At 71.3% G+C, this 20,616-nt stretch carries 22 protein-coding genes and 4 pseudogenes; 10 read left to right on the top strand and 16 right to left on the bottom strand.

Translation table 11 applies throughout. The features are described from left to right. Positions 1 to 989: 989 nt before the first annotated feature. Positions 990 to 2,051: a YihY/virulence factor BrkB family protein gene (locus ACFYR0_RS31775; protein ID WP_389335795.1), complete on the bottom strand. Its 1,062-nt coding sequence runs from the start codon at positions 2,049 to 2,051 to the stop codon at positions 990 to 992. Between the two features lie 355 nt (positions 2,052 to 2,406). On the opposite strand from ACFYR0_RS31775, the gene ACFYR0_RS31770 reads away from it, so the two are divergent. Both ACFYR0_RS31770 and ACFYR0_RS31765 read left to right on the top strand, forming a co-directional pair. Beyond that, positions 2,407 to 2,823, top strand: coding sequence for a CBS domain-containing protein (locus ACFYR0_RS31770; protein WP_389335792.1), 417 nt, complete (start codon positions 2,407 to 2,409; stop codon positions 2,821 to 2,823). Positions 2,824 to 2,884: 61 nt separating this feature from the next. Then, positions 2,885 to 3,174: pseudogene (locus ACFYR0_RS31765) on the top strand (DUF5133 domain-containing protein). Positions 3,175 to 3,367: 193 nt separating this feature from the next. On the opposite strand, the pseudogene ACFYR0_RS31760 reads toward ACFYR0_RS31765, so the two are convergent. Continuing rightward, positions 3,368 to 3,522: pseudogene (locus ACFYR0_RS31760) on the bottom strand (Ppx/GppA family phosphatase); the annotation flags it as partial. A 249-nt stretch (positions 3,523 to 3,771) separates the two neighbouring features. Here ACFYR0_RS31760 and ACFYR0_RS31755 point away from each other — a divergent pair. From ACFYR0_RS31755 to ACFYR0_RS31730, 6 genes are all read left to right on the top strand, one after another. After that, entirely contained in the window at positions 3,772 to 4,017 is a 246-nt protein-coding gene (locus ACFYR0_RS31755) for a hypothetical protein (RefSeq protein WP_389335789.1), read from the top strand. A gap of 640 nt (positions 4,018 to 4,657) precedes the next feature. Beyond that, complete coding sequence (locus ACFYR0_RS31750) at positions 4,658 to 5,128, top strand: SRPBCC family protein (protein ID WP_389335786.1); 471 nt, start codon at positions 4,658 to 4,660, stop codon at positions 5,126 to 5,128. Continuing rightward, positions 5,121 to 6,740, top strand: a complete 1,620-nt coding sequence (locus tag ACFYR0_RS31745) for a phytoene desaturase family protein (RefSeq protein ID WP_389335783.1) — start codon at positions 5,121 to 5,123, stop codon at positions 6,738 to 6,740. The genes ACFYR0_RS31750 and ACFYR0_RS31745 overlap by 8 nt, the downstream gene beginning before the upstream one ends. Positions 6,741 to 6,852: 112 nt before the next feature. Further along, complete coding sequence (locus ACFYR0_RS31740) at positions 6,853 to 7,305, top strand: hypothetical protein (RefSeq protein WP_389335780.1); 453 nt, start codon at positions 6,853 to 6,855, stop codon at positions 7,303 to 7,305. An 84-nt stretch (positions 7,306 to 7,389) separates the two neighbouring features. Then, complete coding sequence (locus ACFYR0_RS31735; protein WP_389335777.1) at positions 7,390 to 8,271, top strand: SDR family oxidoreductase; 882 nt, start codon at positions 7,390 to 7,392, stop codon at positions 8,269 to 8,271. Between the two features lie 35 nt (positions 8,272 to 8,306). After that, positions 8,307 to 8,795, top strand: a complete 489-nt coding sequence (locus tag ACFYR0_RS31730) for an MSMEG_6728 family protein (RefSeq protein WP_389335774.1) — start codon at positions 8,307 to 8,309, stop codon at positions 8,793 to 8,795. 218 nt (positions 8,796 to 9,013) lie between these two features. Here ACFYR0_RS31730 and ACFYR0_RS31725 read toward each other — a convergent pair whose 3' ends face one another. The 4 genes from ACFYR0_RS31725 to ACFYR0_RS31710 form a co-directional block, all read right to left on the bottom strand. After that, complete coding sequence (locus tag ACFYR0_RS31725) at positions 9,014 to 9,241, bottom strand: hypothetical protein (RefSeq protein ID WP_389335771.1); 228 nt, start codon at positions 9,239 to 9,241, stop codon at positions 9,014 to 9,016. A 96-nt stretch (positions 9,242 to 9,337) separates the two neighbouring features. Then, the gene (locus tag ACFYR0_RS31720; protein ID WP_389335768.1) at positions 9,338 to 9,664 is read right to left on the bottom strand and encodes a plasmid stabilization protein; all 327 of its coding nucleotides are present in this window, start codon (positions 9,662 to 9,664) and stop codon (positions 9,338 to 9,340) included. 67 nt (positions 9,665 to 9,731) lie between these two features. Next, the gene (locus ACFYR0_RS31715; RefSeq protein WP_389335765.1) at positions 9,732 to 9,923 is read right to left on the bottom strand and encodes a hypothetical protein; all 192 of its coding nucleotides are present in this window, start codon (positions 9,921 to 9,923) and stop codon (positions 9,732 to 9,734) included. A 247-nt stretch (positions 9,924 to 10,170) separates the two neighbouring features. Further along, positions 10,171 to 11,178: a Ppx/GppA family phosphatase gene (locus tag ACFYR0_RS31710; RefSeq protein ID WP_389335762.1), complete on the bottom strand. Its 1,008-nt coding sequence runs from the start codon at positions 11,176 to 11,178 to the stop codon at positions 10,171 to 10,173. A gap of 1,023 nt (positions 11,179 to 12,201) precedes the next feature. On the opposite strand from ACFYR0_RS31710, the gene ACFYR0_RS31705 reads away from it, so the two are divergent. Then, entirely contained in the window at positions 12,202 to 12,474 is a 273-nt protein-coding gene (locus ACFYR0_RS31705; protein WP_389335759.1) for a DUF6479 family protein, read from the top strand. 33 nt (positions 12,475 to 12,507) lie between these two features. On the opposite strand, the pseudogene ACFYR0_RS31700 reads toward ACFYR0_RS31705, so the two are convergent. The 8 genes and pseudogenes from ACFYR0_RS31700 to ACFYR0_RS31665 form a co-directional block, all read right to left on the bottom strand. Continuing rightward, positions 12,508 to 13,138, bottom strand: a pseudogene (locus tag ACFYR0_RS31700) (MFS transporter); the annotation flags it as partial. Between the two features lie 481 nt (positions 13,139 to 13,619). After that, complete coding sequence (locus ACFYR0_RS31695; protein ID WP_389335756.1) at positions 13,620 to 14,288, bottom strand: DUF3618 domain-containing protein; 669 nt, start codon at positions 14,286 to 14,288, stop codon at positions 13,620 to 13,622. After that, a complete protein-coding gene (locus tag ACFYR0_RS31690) occupies positions 14,264 to 14,695 on the bottom strand; it encodes a phage holin family protein (RefSeq protein ID WP_389335753.1) in 432 nt (143 codons plus the stop codon). The genes ACFYR0_RS31695 and ACFYR0_RS31690 overlap by 25 nt, the downstream gene beginning before the upstream one ends. A 1-nt stretch (position 14,696) precedes the next feature. Continuing rightward, positions 14,697 to 15,326, bottom strand: a complete 630-nt coding sequence (locus ACFYR0_RS31685) for a hypothetical protein (RefSeq protein WP_389335750.1) — start codon at positions 15,324 to 15,326, stop codon at positions 14,697 to 14,699. A gap of 563 nt (positions 15,327 to 15,889) precedes the next feature. Beyond that, positions 15,890 to 16,165 carry a DUF6098 family protein gene (locus ACFYR0_RS31680; RefSeq protein ID WP_389335848.1) on the bottom strand — a complete coding sequence of 92 codons (276 nt, stop codon included), beginning with the start codon at positions 16,163 to 16,165 and terminating at the stop codon, positions 15,890 to 15,892. A gap of 398 nt (positions 16,166 to 16,563) precedes the next feature. After that, positions 16,564 to 17,013 (bottom strand): DUF2267 domain-containing protein, encoded by a 450-nt coding sequence (locus ACFYR0_RS31675; protein ID WP_389335747.1) that lies wholly within the window; start codon positions 17,011 to 17,013, stop codon positions 16,564 to 16,566. Positions 17,014 to 17,060: 47 nt separating this feature from the next. Continuing rightward, positions 17,061 to 17,456 (bottom strand): DUF2267 domain-containing protein, encoded by a 396-nt coding sequence (locus ACFYR0_RS31670; RefSeq protein WP_389335744.1) that lies wholly within the window; start codon positions 17,454 to 17,456, stop codon positions 17,061 to 17,063. Positions 17,457 to 17,568: 112 nt separating this feature from the next. After that, complete coding sequence (locus tag ACFYR0_RS31665; protein WP_389335741.1) at positions 17,569 to 18,003, bottom strand: Hsp20/alpha crystallin family protein; 435 nt, start codon at positions 18,001 to 18,003, stop codon at positions 17,569 to 17,571. 130 nt (positions 18,004 to 18,133) lie between these two features. Between ACFYR0_RS31665 and ACFYR0_RS31660 the strand changes: the two genes are divergently transcribed. Continuing rightward, a complete protein-coding gene (locus ACFYR0_RS31660; protein WP_389335738.1) occupies positions 18,134 to 18,793 on the top strand; it encodes an HSP18 transcriptional regulator in 660 nt (219 codons plus the stop codon). A 522-nt stretch (positions 18,794 to 19,315) separates the two neighbouring features. On the opposite strand, the gene ACFYR0_RS31655 is transcribed toward ACFYR0_RS31660, so the two are convergent. Then, a complete protein-coding gene (locus tag ACFYR0_RS31655; protein ID WP_389335735.1) occupies positions 19,316 to 19,954 on the bottom strand; it encodes a carbonic anhydrase in 639 nt (212 codons plus the stop codon). A gap of 292 nt (positions 19,955 to 20,246) precedes the next feature. Next, a pseudogene (locus ACFYR0_RS31650) lies at positions 20,247 to 20,438 on the bottom strand (hypothetical protein); the annotation flags it as partial. Positions 20,439 to 20,616: the final 178 nt, after the last annotated feature.

The following is a 20,616-nucleotide window of genomic DNA, read 5'->3' as shown; positions in this document are numbered from 1 at the left end:
GCGACCATTGCGTGGGCTGGGCGTCAGGTGATCGGCGCCACGGTCCGGACCATGTGCCCAGGGGCATCGGTCCCGGTCCTGTGCGCGGCTCGGGCGCTTCCGGAGGCGAAGTACCGTGGGTGCCTCGCCGTCGGCGTCCTCTCCTGCCGAGTACCCGGGGGTGACCGCTCCCCACGAAGACTGGCGAGGAACCGGAGATCCGTGTCGGCCAGGGCAGGCCTGCCGACGCTGCGTGCCGGCTCAACCAGGATCCGTCGTGGCCTGATCACCGCGGGCCTGGGCGTCGTCGCGGTGGGGATAGAGGGAGTGCAGCCGCTGCCACTGCCGGCTCACGTGCTGCTCGGCTTCCCTCAGAACCCGGTGCGCGTCTGCATCGGGAGTCCGCGAAGGCTGTTCGGGTAAGCCGGCGGACCGGGCTGGGGGCCGGGGCAGGTTGCGGGCGCGCGGATTCCCGGGGTGGTGGAAGGGTGAACTGACGTGACGGCTGCGCCGCATGCCGGAGGTGGCCCACCAGCGCGCCGCCAGCACGGCGGCGGTGACGGCTGCCGCGATGAAGGCGAGAGGGAGTTGCGCGGTCACCGTGCTGTTCCCCCTGTGGCAGGCCCGGTCTTGTCTCGCACCGGCTGCGACAACTGCTGCAAAGGCTTTCGGGCCGGTTCACCGGCCGGCCGTTCCCGCAGCTGCTGGGTCGTGCCGCCGGTGTGAGGGCAACCTGCTGCCGCCATAGGTGCTCACCTTCCTTTGCCGGTCGGGCGGACTCGGCGGTCCGCCGAAGCCCTCGCCGGATTCCCGAGTCCCCCGATCACAAACGCCACCCGATCAAAGAGCGAGGCGCTGCATCGCCAGTGCGGGCCACGGCCGGCCGCACCAGGCCGGCGACGCCGAGGAAGGCGAACGCGGTCGGCCGGAGAGCAGCCGCGGCAGCAGGCGGGGAGCGGCTCGGACGAGGGCGGCCGAGGCCGGCCGGTGCGCCGCAATGCTCAGGCACTTCAGGATCCGAGGCGGCGGCGGTCCTCGTCGTCCCACTTGCGGGTGTCGCGCGGCTGGACGTACGGCGTCTCGTCCGCCGGATGGCCACCCGCGACGGCGCGCTGACGGTGCATCTCGGCGTCGAATTCCAGGCCGAGGAGGATCGCCAGGTTCGTGATCCACAGCCACACCAGGAAAATGATCACACCGGCGAGAGCGCCGTAGGTCTTGTTGTACGAGCCGAAGTTCGCCACGTACAGCGCGAACCCGGCCGAGGCGATCATCCAGATCACCAGGGCGAGGAAGCTGCCGGGTGTGATCCAGCGGAAGCCGCGGACCTTCGCGTTCGGGGTGGCCCAGTACAAGATCGCGATCATGGCGGTGACCAGGAGGATGAGCACGGGCCACTTGGCGATGGACCACACCGTCACGAAGGTGTCCCCGAGGCCCAGCGTGGTGCCGGCCTGGCGGGCCAGGCTGCCGGTGAACACGACGATCAGCGCACTGAGCACGGCCAGCACCATCAGCACCACGGTCACACCGACCCGGACCGGCAGTACCTTCCACACCGGGCGGCCCTCCGGGACGTCGTAGACGGCGTTCGCGCTGCGGATGAACGCGGCGACATAGCCGGAGGCCGACCACACCGCGAGCACCAGGCCCACGATCGCCATGATCGAACCGAGCCCGGCGTTGCCCTGCATCTGCCGCACCGCGTTGCTGAGGACGTCCCGCGCGGCGCCCGGGGCGAGGGTCTGGATGTTGTCCAGCACCTGCTGTGTCGCCGACCGGCCCACGATGCCCAGCAGCGACACGAGTGCCAGCAGGGCCGGGAACAGCGCCAGGATCCCGTAGTAGGTCAGCGCCGCGGCCCGGTCGGTGAGTTCGTCCTTCTTGAATTCTTTCAGCGTGCCCTTCAGCACCGCTGCCCAGGAGCGCTTGGGCAGGTCGGCCGGAGTGTCCGGCGCCCGCCGCTCCACCTGCTCGTGCGGTCCGTCCCTTCTCCCTCGAACGGTCTCGGTCTCCTGGTTGGACGCGGCGCGCCCGCTGTGCATGCCCTGTTGCTTCTCAGTTCGTGTCATGCCGAACGGGGTAGCCGGGCGAGTCCATGCCCACACATGCCTTCCGTAACTAAATCAACCGATTTACGCGTTCTGTTGATGCTGTTCGACCGCCTGCCGGAAGGGCCCGCGTGAACGCCGTACGACAGAGACCGTCTACCGGGACGGAGACGGGCCTGCAAAACGGCAGACGTTCTCCCGGCCCCCTGCCCACCGTCCGTCTCGCCGCGGCCCGCAGTCCCACGGCCCGTGCGCCTGATCCGTTAGTCCCCGTCCCGTTGGGGAACGCGGGCCTCACCCATCCGCTCCGCAGCGATCTCCCTTGATCGCCGAGGCGGATGCAGGACTGACCGCACAGCTACAGGAAGGCAAGGCGATGACGAAGGCGCGGGACATCATGACCGGCGGTGCCGAGTGTGTGGGCGCCCAGGAGACGGTGCTGGACGCGGCGCGCAAGATGACGGACCTCGGCGTCGGGGCCCTGCCGATCTGCGGCACCGACAACAAGCTGAAGGGCATGGTGACGGACCGGGACATCGTGGTGAAGGTCCTCGGCGCGGGCAAGGACCCGGCCACCTGTCAGGCCGGTGACCTGGCCCAGGGCGAGGCCGTCACGATCGGCGCGGACGACGACGTGGAGGAGATCCTGCACACCATGACGGAGCACAAGGTGCGCCGGCTGCCCGTGATCGACGGCCACGACCTGGTCGGCATGGTCGCCCAGGCGGACGTCGCGCGGTCCCTGGACGACGCGACGGTCGGCGACCTGCTCCAGGCCCTGTCCTCGGACTGAGCCGGCCCCGGCGCGCACACGCCGGGCGACCGCACCCTGGCACGACGACCGGGAGGCTTTCATCCTGCCGGCACACCCGGCAGTGCTGCAGAACCTGATCAGACAGTACGAGGCCCTGAGCCTCCTGCCCTCCGAAGAGGGCGGCGAATCCGTCCGCCGACACATGGAGGACGTCGCCTACGCGCTGTGCGTGTCGACCGGCACCCGCGACGTCGACGCCGCCCTCGTCGCGGCACGCCACCATGGACCGGAGCCCGGCCGGAGGGCGACTCCGGCCTCACCGCCCCGGCGGACCCGCCGGGCGGTGAGGCCGCTGTGCGGCATCGGACGCCGACCGGGTACCGCCGCTGAAGCGCGTGGTTCACGCGCGGGCAGACCTGCGCAGCGAACTGCCCGGCACCTTGCCGCCCATGGCGGACGCATCGCCGTCCGCCTCCGTGACCGGCGCGGTGCCGAGCGGGGTGCCGCGGCGGCGTTCAGGCTGGTGGTGTGACGATCCGCCGGGGTGCCCCTGGCGTCGTGACCGAGCCGTCCTTGCGTTCCGCGACGGCTGACCACCAGGCGGCTCCGTCCTCTATGTGGCGCAGCAGTACCCCCTCGCGCATGGCCAGGGGCAGGCGGCGACCGCTTCGGCGCCGGTCGGCTTCATGCGGTGTGGCCCACGATCGCGCTCCTGGGTGAGGCCGCCGCCCGTGCACGTGGACTGCCGGCCGCCCGGTTGCTGAAAGCATGGGGCGGGGGAGCCGTCCAGGCGGCGGAGTCCAGGGTGCGGTTCCGTACCTGACGGCCGAGGCTGGCGGCATGCCCTTCGTGCAAGCCGCGTGATCTGCCCGGTCGGCGGGGTGGGAGTTCCCGTACATGCGTTGACCGCGCGTGCCTCGGCCGACGCCCGGACCGATCGAACAGGCGCACGATGGGAGGTGGCCGGCCTGCCGGAGGGAGACCATGATGGCTGTTCGCACGTACGTCACCACGACTGTCCTCAACGACCGCCTCGAAGAGGTCCTTCACGCACTGGAGAACCTGGATCCGAGCGCGATCGTGGGCTCCGCCAACCGTTCGAACGATCCCGACCTCCCCGCCGGGGTGTCCGTGTCGCTGACCGGTGACATGCGCGAAGCGGTGAGAGAGCAGCTCAAAGCCTTCCCCGACCTGGAGTACGACACTTATGTGCGGAGCATCGAAGACCTGTGAGCGGCAGGAACACGGCGAAGGGGACGAAGCCGGCCCTTTAGCGTTCTCTGGAGGGCTCGGCGCGGCGGAGGGCTTCGTGCGGGCGTGAAATCGGCGCGCCCACGCGTCAGACCTGCGGCGATCAGGTCAGGTGGGAAGCGGGGCCGGGGATTCGCGAACGTGGACTCGAGTGGCCGGGCCGGCGAACCGGGCGGCGCGCCCATCACTCGCCCCGAGGCCGTCGCCCGGGGAACCCCAATGACGCGGACCGCGAAGGTCGGCCGGGGAGGAAGGCGGCAGCGATGCGACCGCACGCCCCACCCGAAGCGGTTTCGAGGCCTCTCGACACAGGCGCCTGCCTGGCGGACGAGCAGGGCGCGATCATAGCTGTCAAGGGGCGGCGAAGAGCTTCGTCGGACGCCTCTCCGAACTCCAACGGCTTGGAGTTCGGCCGGTGCACCACCCGGCGTGATCGGCAGGAAGCGGCATATTCGCCGCGAGTGGGGGAAACCGGGCTTCGTGAAACCGTGGAAGGTAGTCCCATGAGCCAGGGCCGGGCAGTCACCCCCCTGCTCGCCGGCTGACCGGCACATCGTGTGCGGGGGGCGGCGCTCCCGGGCACGAACGGTACGGCACGCCTTCGGACATCCAGGAGGCCCAGGTGGCAAGACGACACCGACTCATCAGGACGACTCCGGCCAGGGTGTGGGACGTCCTGGCCGACGGTAACCGCTACGCGGAATGGGTGGTGGGAACCTCCTCGTCCCACCCTGTGCGTGGCCGGTGGCCGCAGAAGGGCGCCACGATCGGCTACGAGATCCGTCTGGGCCCCTTCCGGGTCGGCAACGAGACCGTCGTCCGCAGATGCGAGGAGGGATCCGTCCTGGAGCTGGAGGCCCACGCGGGTGTCCTCGGCACCGCGCGGATCGCTCTGGAACTGCGTGAGTGGGGCGAGCACTGTCTGGTCATCGTCGACGAGCATCCTCTGCGGGGAGCAGGCGGAACCCTCCACAACGCGGGCTTCGAGGCAGTGATGCAGCTGCGTCACCGCGCCATGCTCGCGCGTCTCGCACGGGCCTGCCGCGACGGCGCTCAGGCCCAGGAGGCCGACCGAGAAGACAGCCATGCCTGACGCGGTGGTGATCGGCGCCGGACCCAACGGTCTGGTCGCCGCCAATGTGCTGGCGGACGCCGGATGGAGCGTCCAGGTTTTCGAGGAGCAACCGGAGCCGGGCGGCGCGGTGCGGCACGACCGAGGCGTGGACGGCGACTTCGTCAACGACCTGTTCAGCTCATTCTACCCGCTGGCCGCCGCCTCACCTGTGCTCTCCGCCCTCCACCTGGAGCGTCACGGTCTGCGGTGGAGCCATGCGCCGAGTGTGCTGGCCCACCCGCTGAGCGACGGCCGATGCGCGGTGCTGAACCGGGACGTCGACGCCACGGCCGCGTCGCTCGAGGCGTTCGCGCCGGGCGACGGAGCGGCCTGGCGCCGACTGGTCGACCTGTGGCACACCGTGGGTCACGACATTCTGGACGCCCTGTTCACCCCCTTCCCGCCGGTCAAGGCGACGGCGCGACTGGCCTGGCGTCTGCGGGGCTCGGGAGGTCTGCGCACCGCCCGGTCGCTGATCCTGCCGGTGCGTCGGCTGGGCGAGGAGGAGTTCCACGGCGAGGGCGGCCGGCTTCTGCTGGCCGGCAACGCGCTGCACGCCGATCTCGCCCCGGAGTCCGCGGGCAGCGGGGGCTTCGGCTGGCTGATGTCCATGCTGGGGCAGACGTACGGCTTTCCGGTGCCAGCGGGTGGCGCGGGATCCCTGACCGGGGCGCTGGTGCGGCGCCTGGAGTCGTTGGGCGGCCGCGTGCGCTGCGGGCGGCGGGTCGACCGGGTCGTCGTGCGGGGCGGACGGGCCGTGGGCGTGCGCACGTCGGACGGAGAGACGGTGGCCGCCCGGCGCGCGGTCCTGGCCGACGTCGCGGTTCCGGTGCTGTACCGCGAGCTGGTCGGTCCGGAGCACGTGCCGGGCCAGCTGCTGGCGGACCTGCGGCGGTTCCAGTGGGACTTCGCCACGTTCAAGGTGGACTGGGCGCTGGACCGGGCTGTTCCGTGGCGGGCGGAGGCCGCCCGGCGGGCCGGGACGGTCCATCTCGCCGACGGCGTCGACGAGCTCACCCGGTTCGCCGCCCAGATCGCCATGCGCCAGGTGCCGGACCGGCCCTTCGCACTCTTCGGGCAGATGACCACGGCCGACGCGGCGCGCTCACCGCTCGGCACCGAGGCCGCCTGGGCCTACACCCATGTGCCGCACGACATCCGTGCGGACGCGGGGGAGGAGGGCATCACCGGGGACTGGGGTCCGGCGGCCCAGGAGCGGATGGCGGACCGCGTCGAGCGGCAGGTCGAGCGCTTCGCGCCCGGTTTCCGCTCCCGGATCCGCGCCCGGCGCATCCTCGCGCCGCCCACCATGGAGGAACTCGACGGCAACCTCCTCGGCGGAGCCATCAACGGCGGTACGGCCGCGATCCACCAGCAGCTCTTCTTCCGACCGGTTCCCGGCACCGGGCGTCCCGAGACGCCTGTGCCGGGTCTCTACCTGGCCTCGGCCGGTGCCCATCCGGGCGGCGGGGTGCACGGCGCGCCCGGTGCGAACGCCGCGCGCGCCGCGCTGCGCGGCCGGCGGACACCCGGACTGGCGGGCGCCCAGGGAGTTCTCGCCCGCCGCGACCGCACAGGTCACCGGCGCTGACCTCACCACCGTGCCCACCGGCCGACCCGTAAAGGCCCGTCCGGCCGGCCATCCGGTGAACGCATCGCCGACCGGCGAGACGACAGGAACAACGAGTGCAGTCAGGAGCGTCATGAGTCACCAACCCGGCGGCCCCGACCGCAGCCACCGGCGTCCCGACGGCGTCGACGACAAGACCGTCGAGGCCCTCGGCGCACTGTCCAAGGCCCTGGAGACCACCGAACGCGCCCGCGGCCGTCTGTACGACTTCCACCAGCTCACCGGAGGCGCCGACCTGGAACTGGACCGCGCCGTGCGCCTGCTGCGCGAGGCAGGTCACCCGGAGTGGGCCGACAAGGTCGAGCAGGACATCCTCGGGCGCAACGTCATCCCCGGTCACTGGACCTTCCAGATCGTCGAGGCCTACGACGGCACGTACTACGAGCCGTTCCGGGCTCTGGAGAAGAGCGCCGTGCGGGAACTCGCGCACGGACGTGACCACCTGTACGAGGCCGAGATGAAGGAGGCCCGCCGGACGCACGGGCACCCGGATCACACGTCACGGCCCCCGGCCGCGGGCACGTGAGGCAACCCGCAGGACGGGCACCGTGGCCCGAAGGAAAAGGGGCCCGAGAAGCGGACCTGCGTCCGGCAGGAAGGAGAACGGCCCGTGAGAAACAGCCCACTCGAAGGCCGGGTGGTCGTGGTGACGGGCGCCGCGCGCGGAGTGGGCGCCGCCCTCGCCCGCGAGGTGGCCCGGAGGGGTGCTGTCCCGGTCCTGCTGGGCCATGAGAAGTCCCGACTGGACCAGGTGGCCGCAGGGCTGCCGGGACCGGCCCTGACGCTGGAGGTCGATGTCACCGACGCCTCGGCGCTGAGGCGGGCGGCGCTGACGACGCGCGACCGTGTGGGGCGCCCCTCCGCCGTGATCGCGAACGCCGGGGTGGCCGAGGGCGGGCCGTTCGTCTCCTCCGACCCGCAGCAGTGGCGCCGGGTGATCGACGTGAACCTGACCGGAAGCGCCCAGACGGCCCGCGCCTTCCTGCCGGACCTGATCGCCACGGGCGGCTATTACCTCCAGATCGCCTCCCTGGCGTCCTTCGGCTCGGCTCCGCTGATGAGCGCCTACTGCGCCTCCAAAGCAGGGGTGGAGGCCTTCGCTCACGCCCTCCAGGCCGAGGTGGCACATGAAGGCGTCGGCGTCGGCATCGCCTACCTCAACTGGACGGACACCGACATGGTGCGAGACGCCGACCGTCACACCGTCCTGCGCGAGCTGCGCGCTCACATGCCCCCGCCCGCGAGACGGGTCCACCGGGTGGAAGCGGTCGCCGCGCGGGTCGTGCGCGGTCTGGAGTGCCGACGCCCCTCCGTGTACGCGCCGGGCTGGCTGCGCCTCGTCCAGCCCGTCCGCGCCGCCCTGCCGCCGGTGGTCGTGCGCGTGTCGCGCCGGCACCTGCCCCGGCTCCAGGCGGAACGGGCCTTGAATCCCACCGGCCCTCTCGGGGCGGGGGGACGGGCCGACCGCGAGGCGGCCGAACGAAGCGGTTGACCCGCCCGCGAGGCCCCGATATCAGGACTGTCGTCATGCAGACGTTCTTGCCCGATCCCGACTTCCGTCGGTCGGCACTGCTGCTGGACCGCCGTCGTCTGGGCAAGCAGCGCGTGGAGGCGCTGCAGGTCCTGCGCGGTCTCACCGTCGAGGGATACGGCTGGCGCAGGCATCCTGCCGTACGGATGTGGGCCGGCTACGAGGAGGCGCTGGTGTGCTACGGCCTCGAGATCTGCCGGGTCTGGCGGGAGCAGGGTCACCAGGACACCTGCGCCGACTCACTCGTCGCCGGGTTCACCGCGGCCCGTCCCGGCGCCACCGTGCGCGACCAGCTCGTGCTCGCGGCGGCGGGCGAGCTGCCGCCCTGGATCGGCGACGATGCCTTCCACCGAAGCCACCGGTCGGCCCTCGTGCGCAAGGACCCGGAAGCCTACGGTGACCTCTTTCCCGGCACACCGGCGGACCTGCCCTACGTGTGGCCGAAGTCCGACCGGGACCCGGCGGACAGGCGTGTCGACGGGTGAGCGCTTGGACCCGTCGCGGCAGTGCCAGAACGCAGGCCGACGTGTACCACCTGCACGCGCTGACATCGGCACCGTCTGCCTCGTCCAGCGCGCCCCGGATTCAAGCCGGTCGGCGCCCCCCACACCACCACCGGCATCGAAGGCTGACCCGCAGGCACCCCGCGTGTCAGGTGAGGCGGACGTGTCCCGCAAGTAGACGCTCTCGCGCCGCGGGTCTGTCACGGCGGCGTCCTCCACGCCTTCCAGTTCTCGGGCCCGCCTTCGTGCCACTCGATCAGGTCCGAGTCCACCACATCGAGTTCGTCCCAGTCGGTCATGCCGGCGTTCCGGAGGAGCACGGTGAGGTCGTGGAGGCTGCGTGCGGTGCCAAGGACACGGTCGTCGATCTCTACCGTCCGGCCTCCGGTCCGCAGCGGCGGATGGACGATCACTCGGTGCTCGGACATGGTCCCAGCCCCACTTCGCTCGGTCGCGACGCCTTCCGGCTGCCGATCCGCCTGGCCGGGACCGCCGCCGGCTGCGATCCGTCTGCGCTCCATCGGTCAGCGGCCGAGGGCGTTCTCGAGCTGCTTCTTCGACATGGAGGAGCGGCCGTGGATGTTGCGCTTCTTCGCCTCCTGGTACAGCTGGTCCTTCGTCGGTCCCTGTGCGCCGCCGTGTGAGCGCTGTCCGCCGCGCTGGGATGCGGACTTGGGGTCCCGGGTGGAGGTCTTGCTCGCCGTCTTCGACTCACCGGACCTGGCCCGTTCCTTGTTGACGGTCCGGGCCGCGATCTCCTCGGCGCGCCTGGTGGACTCGCCGCGGTCCTTGGCGCTCTCCTTGATGTGCTCGTACTGTCGTTCCCGCTTGGGGCTTGATCCGGCGGGCATTGTGCTTCTCCTTGCTGTGCTCGGTTACGGGTGCGAGGTTGCTGTGCTCGGTTACGGGTGCGAGGGCTCAGGGGTGCTCGGACCGTTGGTCGGGGGGCACTCCGCCGCCTTCTCCGCCGCCTTTGCCGCCCTTGTCCGTGCCGTGGGCGTGGCCGCCGGTCGTGTCCTCGCTCTCTCGGGCCTTGAGCTCACCGGTGCGCTGGGGTGTGGCGCCGCCCTTGTGGCTGCGCCGCTGTTCGGGCTGCTGAGGGTTCGACATTTCCGCGATCTCTCTCTCGCATCATGGTGTGTTAGGACGACGAGTTCCCCTTCCAGGGCCTTTCTCACCCCGCTTGACGGCGCCCTGGTGCCGCAGAGGGCATGAGCGCCAGACCGTAGTCGCCGGCTCACCCTGCCTACAGGTGCGGGCGATGCCGAGCTCAGGGCCCAGCGCCCTCGTCCAGCCGGGAGCAGGACCTTGGTGGTCTGCCGGGCACCTGCGGGATGACGGTCGACGTGCGGAAAATTCAGGCGGGCGGTGTCGCGATCCGCAGGGGCATCCGTGCCGCGGTGGCCGATCCGTCGTAAGAGTCTGCGATGGCCGACCACCAGGCGGCTCCGTCCTCGATGTAGCGCAGGAGGACTCCCTCGCGGATGGCCCAGGGACAGATCGTCACGGCTTTGGCGCCGGTCAGCTTCATGACGGTGTGGCCCACGATGGCGCCGGCGAGGCTCTGCCGGGCCCGCGGCGCGGAGATCCCGGGGAGGTCGGCTCGCTCGTGGGTGGGCAGGGCGGCCAGGACGTCGATGCAGCCGCGCAGGTCGCGCCGTGCGAGCTGCCGGGGTACGAACGGTCCCCGGCGTCCGGGCGCGGCCCCACCCAGGCGGGCGAGTTGCTGGAAGGTGCGGGAGGTCGCGACGGCGGTGCGCGGGCCCTCCCAGCGGATCCGTCCGGCGACATCTCGCAGCTGGTGGCGGGCCTTGCGGCGCAGGGCCTTCACGCTACGAACAATCGGCGGATCCTGTCCGTCGAAGAACTCCCGGGTCAGACGGTTGGCGCCGAGGGGAAGCGACGCCACGAAGTCGGGCATGCGGCCACGGCCGAAGGCCACTTCGAGGGAGCCGCCGCCGATGTCGAAGAGGGCCAGGGGCCCGGCTTGCCAGCCCAGCCAGCGTCGTGCGCCCAGGAAGGTGAGTTCGGCCTCCAGTTCGCCGGGCAGCGTGCAGATCTGTATCCCGGACCCGGTGCGGACGGCGCGGAGCACGTTGAGGCGGTTCGGTGCGTGGCGCACCACCGCCGTGGCGAATGCCAGTGGACCTGCGGCTCCCCACCGCTGGGCGGTCTGGCCGGCCGCCGAGACGGCTTCGACCAGCTGTAGCACCGCTTCGTCGGGGATGCGGCCCTCGGCGTCGACCTGACCGGACAGTCGCAGCTTCCACTTCGCGGTGTGCACCGGCAACGGCACACCGTCCTCCGCGTCGGACACCACGAGCCGAACCGTGTTCGACCCCACATCCACCACGCTCAATCGCATGCACCACGAGTACCCCCTACCGGGAGAAGGCCTCCTCACCGGGCGGGCAACCGTGTCCCGGTCGGGCCTGCCGTGAGACTTCACGCGCGAGCTGCTGTTGACCAGCCCACTCGGCGTTTCGCGGCACTCCGGTCGGTCACCCGAAAAGACAGGCCTTCGGGAGGGCAAGCAGATGGAACGGCTCCTGACGGGCCGGCCCGAGCGCAGAGAGAAGTTGAGCAGCTGTGGTTGCAGAAGCCAGTGACAGGTCCGTCGTCCGCAGGCCCGAAACGGGCTGGGCGAGGGCGCGCCGCCTGCGCGGGAAGGGTGTACGCACGTACGTCCGCGCGGTTCTCGACGGAGAGGGTGGATCATCGCGCCGGGAACCCGGCTGGAACGTGGTGCGGGGCGAGGACTGACGCTCGGGCCGAACAGCTTCGGCCGACGGCGCGTCCGTTGGCATGACGTCGAAGAGCTGCCGACCACCTCGAACGGTATGCGCTTGATCAGCTCGCCCATGTGGCCGAGGGCCCACGCCGCTGCGGCTACCGCGATTGCGCGGGTGACGACAGAGCTATTGAGGTCGCGATGGGCAAGGTGGGCAGTCTTGCCTGCCGGCCCTGGCGGGCCGGGGCACGCCGGCTGTCTGCGCTCGTATATGGGCTCGCTCTCGCTGGCCGGTGTCTTGGAGGATTCCGCGAGACGCAGATCCCCGACCGGAATCGTGGCGACGGACGGACACGGGGGCGAGGCCTGCGTCCTGCCTCCCCGTCGCGCAGTTCGGCGTCGCCGTCGAGCAGGTGGTCCGCCGGCTCGGTGACCGAGTGGCGCCCGACCACGTCGCCTTCACCATCGTTGACGATGAGCTGGTCCTCCCGCTCGGGACTTTCGGGTTGCGGCAAGTGTGCTTTTCGGCGGCGGAACGTGCTGGAGTCGGGGGACGTGCCAAACCGTGGGCCGCGTGGACGCTGTTACCGTCGCCGTTCCCGCCTGCTCGACTCGGCCCTCGTTCTCAAGGTGCTGGGGCCTGCCCCGAAGGGCCGGATGAGCTACATCGCGGGTGAATCCGCCCTGGTGGGGAACGCGGTCTGCATGAACGAACTCACACCCCTGGCCGCGTCGGCGTTCCCTTCGCTGCTCCTGATCGTCGTCGGCTTCGTACTCGTCCTGGTGATCCTCGGTGCGTTCTGGTGGGGATCGCGCCGCGCGGCCCGAGGCAAGTCCCCGGGACCCGGGCCGGCAGCGCAGCCGCCGGCCGCCGCGCGCCGTGAGGACTCCTGGGACACGCCGGAGGGGGGTACTGGCCGGCGCCCTTGACCAGCCGGGATCCGTGCGGCGAAGTCGGCCGGACTACGCGGCCGTGCCGAGGGCAGCGCGGTCCGGTACGTCACCCGGTCGGGCGGGCAGGGCGGTCCGGGCCGGCGCCCGGCGCGCGGTGACCACCAGAGCGGTGCCGATCACGTCGGTGACGAGCAGCCCGCCGCTGACGAGGGCCCCTCGGGGGTCGCCAGCTCCATCAGGGCCCCAGAGCAGGGGGTGCGGCGAGGCCCCAGAGCATGGCGATGCCGTTCCACACCCCGAGGACGCGGCCGCGCAGGTGAGCGGGTGGGTCGGTCTGCAGTACGGCCGTCCCGGCGGTGTCGGACATGGACTCCGCCACCGCCATGGGCAGCACGAGTACCAAAAGCACGGCGAGCGACGGCGCCAGGCCCACCGTCACCTGGAGGAGCGCCCCTGCGGCGGCCAGCGCGCCGGCCAGACGCACCGACGGACGGTGCAGCCTCGCGCCGAGCACGGCTCCGAGGATCCCGCCCACGGCCAGCACCGTGGAGACCGTGCCGAAGGCTCCGGCGCCGGCCGTGAGCGGCCCGGTGACGAGCACGGCGAGGGTGAGGCCGTAGTCGCGGCCGAAGACCGCGCTGATGCCGTTGATCCCCGCGAGGGCGACCAGTCGGGGCCGGCGAGCGAAGGACGCCAGGCCTCGGAAACGGGTACGCCGATATCGGCTGATCACCCGGTACCTGACTGTTCTTCCGCAGCCGACGATCTTGACGGCGGCTCCTCACCGATTTGTCTCTCCGGCGAGATGCTTGGCAGCCCCCTCGGGGTATGCCCTGCCCGGCCGTCGGCTTCCGCTCACTGGCCACCGCTCGGCGACCCGTGCCTCGATCGAGCTGCGTCGCCGCCGATCCGCGCAAACCGGGCCGCCTGCGCGAATGGGTGTTGCAGGACGGCGAACGCCGCAGGAACCCCGCGTCCCCGACGAGGGCCCGGCAGACGTCACCCCGGCTTGAGGGCAGCATCGTCGTATGGTCCGGACGAGCCGATCCGGGCTCAGGTACCTCGCCTCGGGTGCGGAGTCGTGAGGTCACCGGTTCGTTCTCGTCCGGGCCGGACGCGGAACTCCTCGCAGCGTGCGGTGCCCGCCCGAGGGCGCCGCGACTGTTGGCCGGGCGGGGCCGTCAGGTCTGTCCGCGAGCTTGGTCGGCCACCTGCTGACCGGATTCGCGGGCCTGCTGTCCGACCTGGCCGGCCTGGCGGGCTGCTTCTTCCTGGGTGGTCCTGGCAGCCTCTGCGGCGGTGTCCTTGACCTCTTGGGCGGCCTGCTGGGCGACGTCGGTGGCGTCCTGCTTCAGTTGCCGCGCGGACTCGAGCGCCGCCTGCTTGGCGGGTTCGAGGGCATCGCCCGCCTGCTCCGTGACCCGGGAGGCCGCTTGTTCCTCGGCCTGGGAGGTCGGCAGGAGCGAAGCGGTCATGAGCCCGGCTCCGAACGCGATCAGCCCGGCCGCCAGCGGATTGCCCTGCGTCTGCCGCATCGCCTGCTCGGGGGCGCGGCCGACCGCGTCACCGATCTGACCGGCCGTCTGGCGTGCCGTGCCTGCGGCGTCTTGGGTGGTGTCCTGTATCGACTGCCCGGCCTGCACCGTGCGGTCCCGCGCTGTCTGTGTGGAATCGCTGACGGTGCCCATGACGCGTTCGCGCAGCCCTGAGACCGCTCCACGCATGCGCCGGGTGCGGCGACGCACCATCTGCCGGGGGCGGGCGTGTTCGGTCAGCTGGTCGACGTTCTTGGCCAGCCGGTCCCGGGTGATGTCGATGTCGGACCTCAACTGGTCGGGTGCCGTGCCCATTGGGCGTCCTCCTTCAGGCTCTGCATGGTCTGTTCGGGCTTGGGGGACACCTCACGCATCTGTGAGCGCCCCTTCATGTACAGGACTGCGGCGACCACCGCCCAGACGACGGCGACGACGAGCGCCGCCCATCCAGCGTCGATGACGTTGGCCAGGCCGAAGACGGCGGCGAACGACAGGAAGAGCGCCACCATGTATCCGCCGAAGCCGGCGCCGCCGTACATTCCGGCGGCCTTGCCCGCTTTCGTGGCCTCCTCGCGGATCTCCGTCTTCGCCAGTTCGACCTCCTGGCGGAAAAGCGTCTGCAGGTCGGACGTCACGGCGGACAGCAGCTCGCCCGTCGAGCGGTCCGGGCCCCCGTCCGGCAGTCCACCGGTTCCCTGCGGCCTCGGGTGGATCGACGACATGTCACACTCCCGGGTGGGCCGGATACCCGGCCGGTTGCGCAGGCGTCACGGGGGCCGGCGGCGTGACAGGTGGCGGGGGCAGCGTGCTGCTCTGCCCGTACTCCGGCATCTGTCCCGGCCCGCCGGAGGACTGGCCGGACGTGGCCTTGGCGGCCTTGGTCCCGGCCTTCGCCAGGCGGCCGACCACCAGGCCGGCCAGCACCGCACCGCCCAGGAACGCGGCCGGACGACGGCGCGCGAAGGTCCGCAGATCGTCCGCCATGCCCTCCAGCCCGCTCTTCTCCAGGTAGTCCGCGGCGCGGTGGCCCTGGTCGGCGGCCTGGCTCGTCAGGTTCCGGGCGGGGGAGTCGCCGGAGGCGTTCTCCGCCATGCCGGCGAGGTCGTCGGCCCACTGGCGCACCGTTCCCGCCAGCCGTTCCACCTGACCCTGGTTCTCATCCAGCAGGCGTTGCCCCAGGTCGCGGATCGCATGGCTCGCCTGGGCGCGTGCCTCACCCGCAACGGCTTTGGCCTGCTCGGATGCCGTCCCGGCCACTTCCCCGGCCGCCTGCCCGGCCTGGGCCGCCACCGCTGTCGTCTGTTCCTTGGCCGTCTGCCCTGTCTGCTGAACCCGACCGGCATCTTCAGTCATGAGTCGTTCCTCCTTCGGTGCTTGCGGGGCAGCCGACGGAACCGGTGTCTCCGGTCCCGTCTCCACGACGCGGGTACCCCCATTTCGGCTCATAACAGAAGAAAAAGGCCACTTTGGTCAGCGAGTTCGGGCTCGCTCTCTGCCGAAGAGGGAAAGGCGATCGACGGCATGCGGCGACACGGCGGCGATGCGGTCCGCATACTCGGATGCGGAGGCAACACCGGTGCGATGTCCGATCGCTCGTCGCGTCGGCACGCGGGCCAGGCGGATCTGGGCGCAGGCGGCGAGCACCACGAGGGCCGGCCGGCGGAACAACCCCCAGAACGCTGTCTGGATTTGGGGCCATGGTGAATCCGACACCAACGGGCTGCGACGCGGCGGCCGGACGCCTCCATGACGCCGCGCCACCACGTGTCCCGCCCTGCCACGAAGCGCGCCCGGAAGGATGGTGTCGGCGCGGTTCCCGTCAGAGACCTCGCCGACGAACCCCAGGCAGGCAGTGCGTAGTCCCTTGCGGAGTGGCCGTGCGATGTTCAGGGGGCTCAGTCGTGCCCGGAAGAGTGTCAGGTGCGTCCGCCCCGGTCGAGGGTGCCCCACCGGCCGGGTTGTTCAGCGATGACACGGAAAGCCTCTTGAATGGTCCGTTCCGCAATCCATCCGAGCGGTTCGACGTTCGTCACCAAGGGTTCGTTGTCCGGTCCACGAGCCACCTCACTGCCATGCAGCACCCATGACCGGGTGCGGGCGTCCTTGTGGTGGAGAAGGTGGCAGTAGTCGTACAGTCGACGCGCTACCCATACGTGCCTGGGCCGTGATCCCCACCAGTCCTCGACATCCAGAGGGGCTCGCTGACAGCCCCGGTAGTCTGACGCCGGTCAAGTCATCCGTGCTGCTGAGCTGCGGCAGATCATGTCCAGGTCCGAGGGACTACCGCACGTAGAGGCCGCGCCGGGACGAGAGCAGCCCGGCAAGTTCCTCGAGGCTGGTGTAGAGCGACAGCTCGGTGGGGGCGCACATGAGACCACCTGTGTGCCCCGCTCCCCGAACATCATTCCCGTACGGTCAACCACACCAACAACAGCAAGACCATACGTCCGCAACGCACGGGTATGAGGGGGCACGAAGTTTCCGGCCAGGGATTCAAGGGTTGTCCTGAACAGGAAACGAGGAAGAAGTGGCGCCCTGGGGGCCGGGACGGCACTGCTGTCCCGGCCCTGTCGGCGCGCGGCCGGCTCGGTCAGGCCGCGGCGGCCTGCGGTCGGCGCAGTTCCGCCTGGCCGAAGAGGAGGGCGTAGCCGTCGGGGAGCTGGTGCAGGATCCTGGTGAGGAGGCCGGGGCCTGCCAGGTGGGTGACGACGGCGAGTACGGCGCCGGTGTCCCAGCGGGTGGTGGCCGGGGTGGCGCCGGTGCGGGCGGCCAGATCTCTGACGAAGTCCCAGCCGGTGAGGTGTTCGGTGTCGGGGATCTGGGCGGTCAGGGTGAGGGCGGCTTCGACGGGCAGGCGCTGGGCGAGGTCGACGCGTTCGTCTCCGGTGAGCTGGCGGCCGAGGGCGCCCAGAACGTGGTGGACGGCTTCAGCGGCTCGCTCGCGGGTGGGATAGGCGCCTTCGTAGCGCACGCGTTCCAGCATCTGGTCGAACGTCAGGGCGGGCTCGGACTGGTTCGCTCGACGAGGCTGGTCGAACACGGCTGGTTGCCTTTCTGTGCGGGGGGACCGGCCTGCGGCCGGTGGGGTCAGAGGGGCTGGAGGCGGCCGAAGAGGAGGCCGTAACCGGGCGGCAGCTGGAGCAGGACCTCGCGGGTGAGGGCGTCGCCCGCTGCGGAGGCCACCGTGGACAGGACCGCGCCGATGTCCCACAGGGCGGTCTCCTCGGTGGCGCCCTCGATCCAGGCCGTGGTCGCGCGGACGAACCGCTGCGGCGACAGCGGCTCTGTGGCCGGCAGCGGGTTGAGGAGAATCAGCGCGTAGCTCTCGGGGAGCCGGGCGGCCAGCTCGGCCCGCACCGTGCCGACCAGGTGTGCGCCGAGGAGGGCCAGGACGACGCGGGCGACGCGGTCGGCTTCCTCGGCGGTTTCGTATTTGCCGCGTTCCTGGACACCGGCCAGGAACGACTCCCTGCGCATCGGCATGTGCATCACCTCCGGGAACAGGGGTGAGGAAGGCGGGCCGGGTGGCGGAGGGCGGGAGCCGTCAGGGGGGATGGGCTGCCCCCGCCCACCGCCGGTGCCCGGCGCGGGGCCCTCAGGCGGAGATCTGCTTGGTGCCGGCCCCGGCGCCGATGCTGATCTTGCGGGGCTTGGCGCGCTCGGCGATCGGGATCCGCAGGGTCAGGACACCCGCGTCGTAGTCGGCCTGGATGCGCTCGGTGTCGAGGGTGTCGGCCAGCACGATCTGGCGGGAGAAGACACCGAGGGGCCGCTCGGAGAGCTCCATCTTCACGGCGTCGGCCTTCGCGACCGGGCGGCGCTCCGCCTTCACGGTCAGCATGTTCCGCTCGACGTCGATGTCGATCGCGTCGGTGCTCACACCCGGCAGGTCGAAGGTGATCACGTAGGCGTCACCCTCGCGGTAGGCGTCCATCGGCATGACCGACGGCTTCGACCAGGTCCCGGACGTACCCGACAGCTGCTGGACGATCCGGTCCATCTCGCGGAAGGGGTCGGTGCGCATCAACATCGCGAAACACCTCCAGACGGTTCAGGCAGGAACTGCCAATGCGCTTCAACGTGCTCCTGTTGTAACATGTCATCGAAACGATGACAAGTAGATCCGTCATCTGGGGGACGACAACACGACGGAGCGTGCCGTGACACCAGCAGACCCGCATCCCGCCCCTGTGACCTTCCATGCCGCCGCAGCAGCACTGCAGGCCATCGACCAGTCCCTGAAGGAGGCGCAGCAACACCCCGCACCGCCGCCCGCCACCACAGCGCCGACCCCGGCCGACTCCGGTCCGCACCCGGCCCTGGCCGCACTGCTGCTCCTACGCGAGGTCCGCGAACAGCTCGCCGGCTGGGAGAGCGGCCTGATCGAGACGGCCCGCGGGCAGGGTGCGAGCTGGGCCGACCTCGCAGGCCCTCTCGGCGTGGCCAGCAGGCAAGCCGCCGAACGCCGCTACCTGCGACTGCGACCCGGAAAGGCCGGAAGCACCGGCGAGGAGCGCGTCCAGGCAACCCGTGACACCCGAGCCGCGGACCGCACCGTGGCGACCTGGGCCCGGGCCAACGCGGCCGACCTGCGCCGCCTCGCCGGACAGGTCAGCGCCCTCACCGGCCTCCCCGCCGACGCGGTCGGCGAGCTGAACCTGGCCCTCGCCGACGACGACGCCGCCCGTCTGGTGCAGCCCCTGACAACCACCCGGGCCCACCTGCGACCCCAGGACGCCGACCTCGCCGAGCGCATCGACGCCCTGACCCGGCACACCCGACAACTCCGCCAGGACACCCACGACCAGCGGAGCACTTAGCCCTTCCACCACGGCGCCCCGGTGCGCCCCGACTGTCGGAGCGGTGTTCCGGACAGGGTGTCCTCGATCATCCAGGCGCAGATGGAATCCGGGTGAGGTCCGAAAGGCACGGCCTGGATCACGGGATGCTTCGTGAGCACAGGGCCGAGCCGTATCCGGGGACCCGCTCGACGCGGCGTCCCTGTCTCGCGCGGGCCGCGGACGCCGCCGGGCCCAGCGGCGATCGAGGAACGCTCCGGCCCTTTCGCGACGCCGGTACACGGGCCGGCCGGCGGGGGACCCCGCCTGCCCCACACCGAGCCCACACCTGCTGATCGCTGCACGCCGGCGCTCGAGCAGCCATGCAACGGCGACGGCGGCCGCCGAGGGCCGTTCGCCCCGCGGGACCCGGCCAGAGCGCCTCGGCACATGTGCGCCGTCTCCCCGCCGCAAACCCCCCGGCATGTGAAGGATGTGGGGTGGGGGGCGGCCCTCGCAGGCACGGGCCGCCCGCCCGGTGAGCCGCCCGTCGGGCGAGCGGTGTCAGGACAGATGCGCCGGTGCGTCGAGGCCACGCACGGTGACGACATGGGCGGTGCCGTCGGCCAGCCGGTAGGAAAGGCCCACGAGAGCGACCCGGCCGGCTTCCGTGGCCTCGGCCAGGAGGCGGGAGCGGTCGAGCAGCAGATCGACGGTGTGCTTGATGTGCTCGGTGATGAAGTCCGCGTCCTCGGTGTGTCCGGCAGCCCGGGAAGCCAGCACGCTGGGGGTCACACGTTCGATGACGTCGCGCACGTAGCCGCCGGCCGTGGTGCCGTCCTGGACGGCGGCGCGGGTGGCCGCGACCGCGCCGCACGCGTCGTGACCGAGCACCACCACGAGAGGGCTGCCGAGCACCTTCACCGCGTACTCGATGCTGCCCAGCACCTCGGAGCCCGCCACATGGCCGGCCGTGCGCACGACGAAGAGGTCGCCCAGCCCGCGGTCGAAGATGATCTCGGCCGCCAGTCGGGAGTCGGAACAGCCGAACATCACGGCGAACGGGTTCTGGCCAGGTGCGGTCTCGGCTCGGCGGGCGGCGTCCTGGTTGGGGTGCTCGGGCGAGCCCGCGACGAACCTCTTGTTGCCGGCCAGCAGCATCTCGAAGGCCTCGTGGGGCGTCACGCTGGGGATCTCCGTCATGACCGCAGTCTACGGCTCGGTCCTTCAGACTCGGTGAGACGGCCGCGGCAGACGCTTTCGTGCCGGACGACCCGCCGGCTGCTTCCAGGACAGCTGATCGGGTGGCACGGCGGAGGAAAGGCTCGCGGCTCCTCCCCGAGGGACGGGACCCGGATGCCCGCGCCGCCGGCAAAACGGCGGCCGTTGCGGCTCGGCGCGAGCCGGGGCCACCGGCAGTCCGACCGCGTGCGTGCGTCGGCTGAGTTGCCGAAGGCCCCGCAACACCGAGGACCGCTCCCACTGTGCGGGCCACCCCTTCAGGAGCGTCGCCCAGGTTCGCCGGGGGAAGCGGCATGTGGCTCACTGTCAGTCTCACGGCGACGTCCGCCGCTTCTTCGCGCTGCTGCTCGATGGCCTGCGGCACCGCACCCGCTAGGCGTGAAGGCAAAAGGGCCCGGGCGGAGGAGGACACCGGATCGGGCCGGCTGGTCAGAAAGGGCAGCAAGGCGTCTGTTCCGCCCCGGCCCGCGGGGGTCGGCTCCTGCCGCCCCGTCCGTCGACACCACAGGGGCGTCCGCCGTCGCCGATTGATGACGTCCAATCAGAATGTTTACACTGCGCCGCGTTTGTCAGCGCCTCCTGCGGCAGGCACGCTCGTGGTTCCCCGGTGCACACCGGATGGA

The sequence above is a fragment of the Streptomyces sp. NPDC005017 genome (assembly GCF_042873115.1).
GTDB lineage: Bacteria > Actinomycetota > Actinomycetes > Streptomycetales > Streptomycetaceae > Streptomyces.
This window is presented reverse-complemented; position numbering and strand designations above follow the sequence as displayed.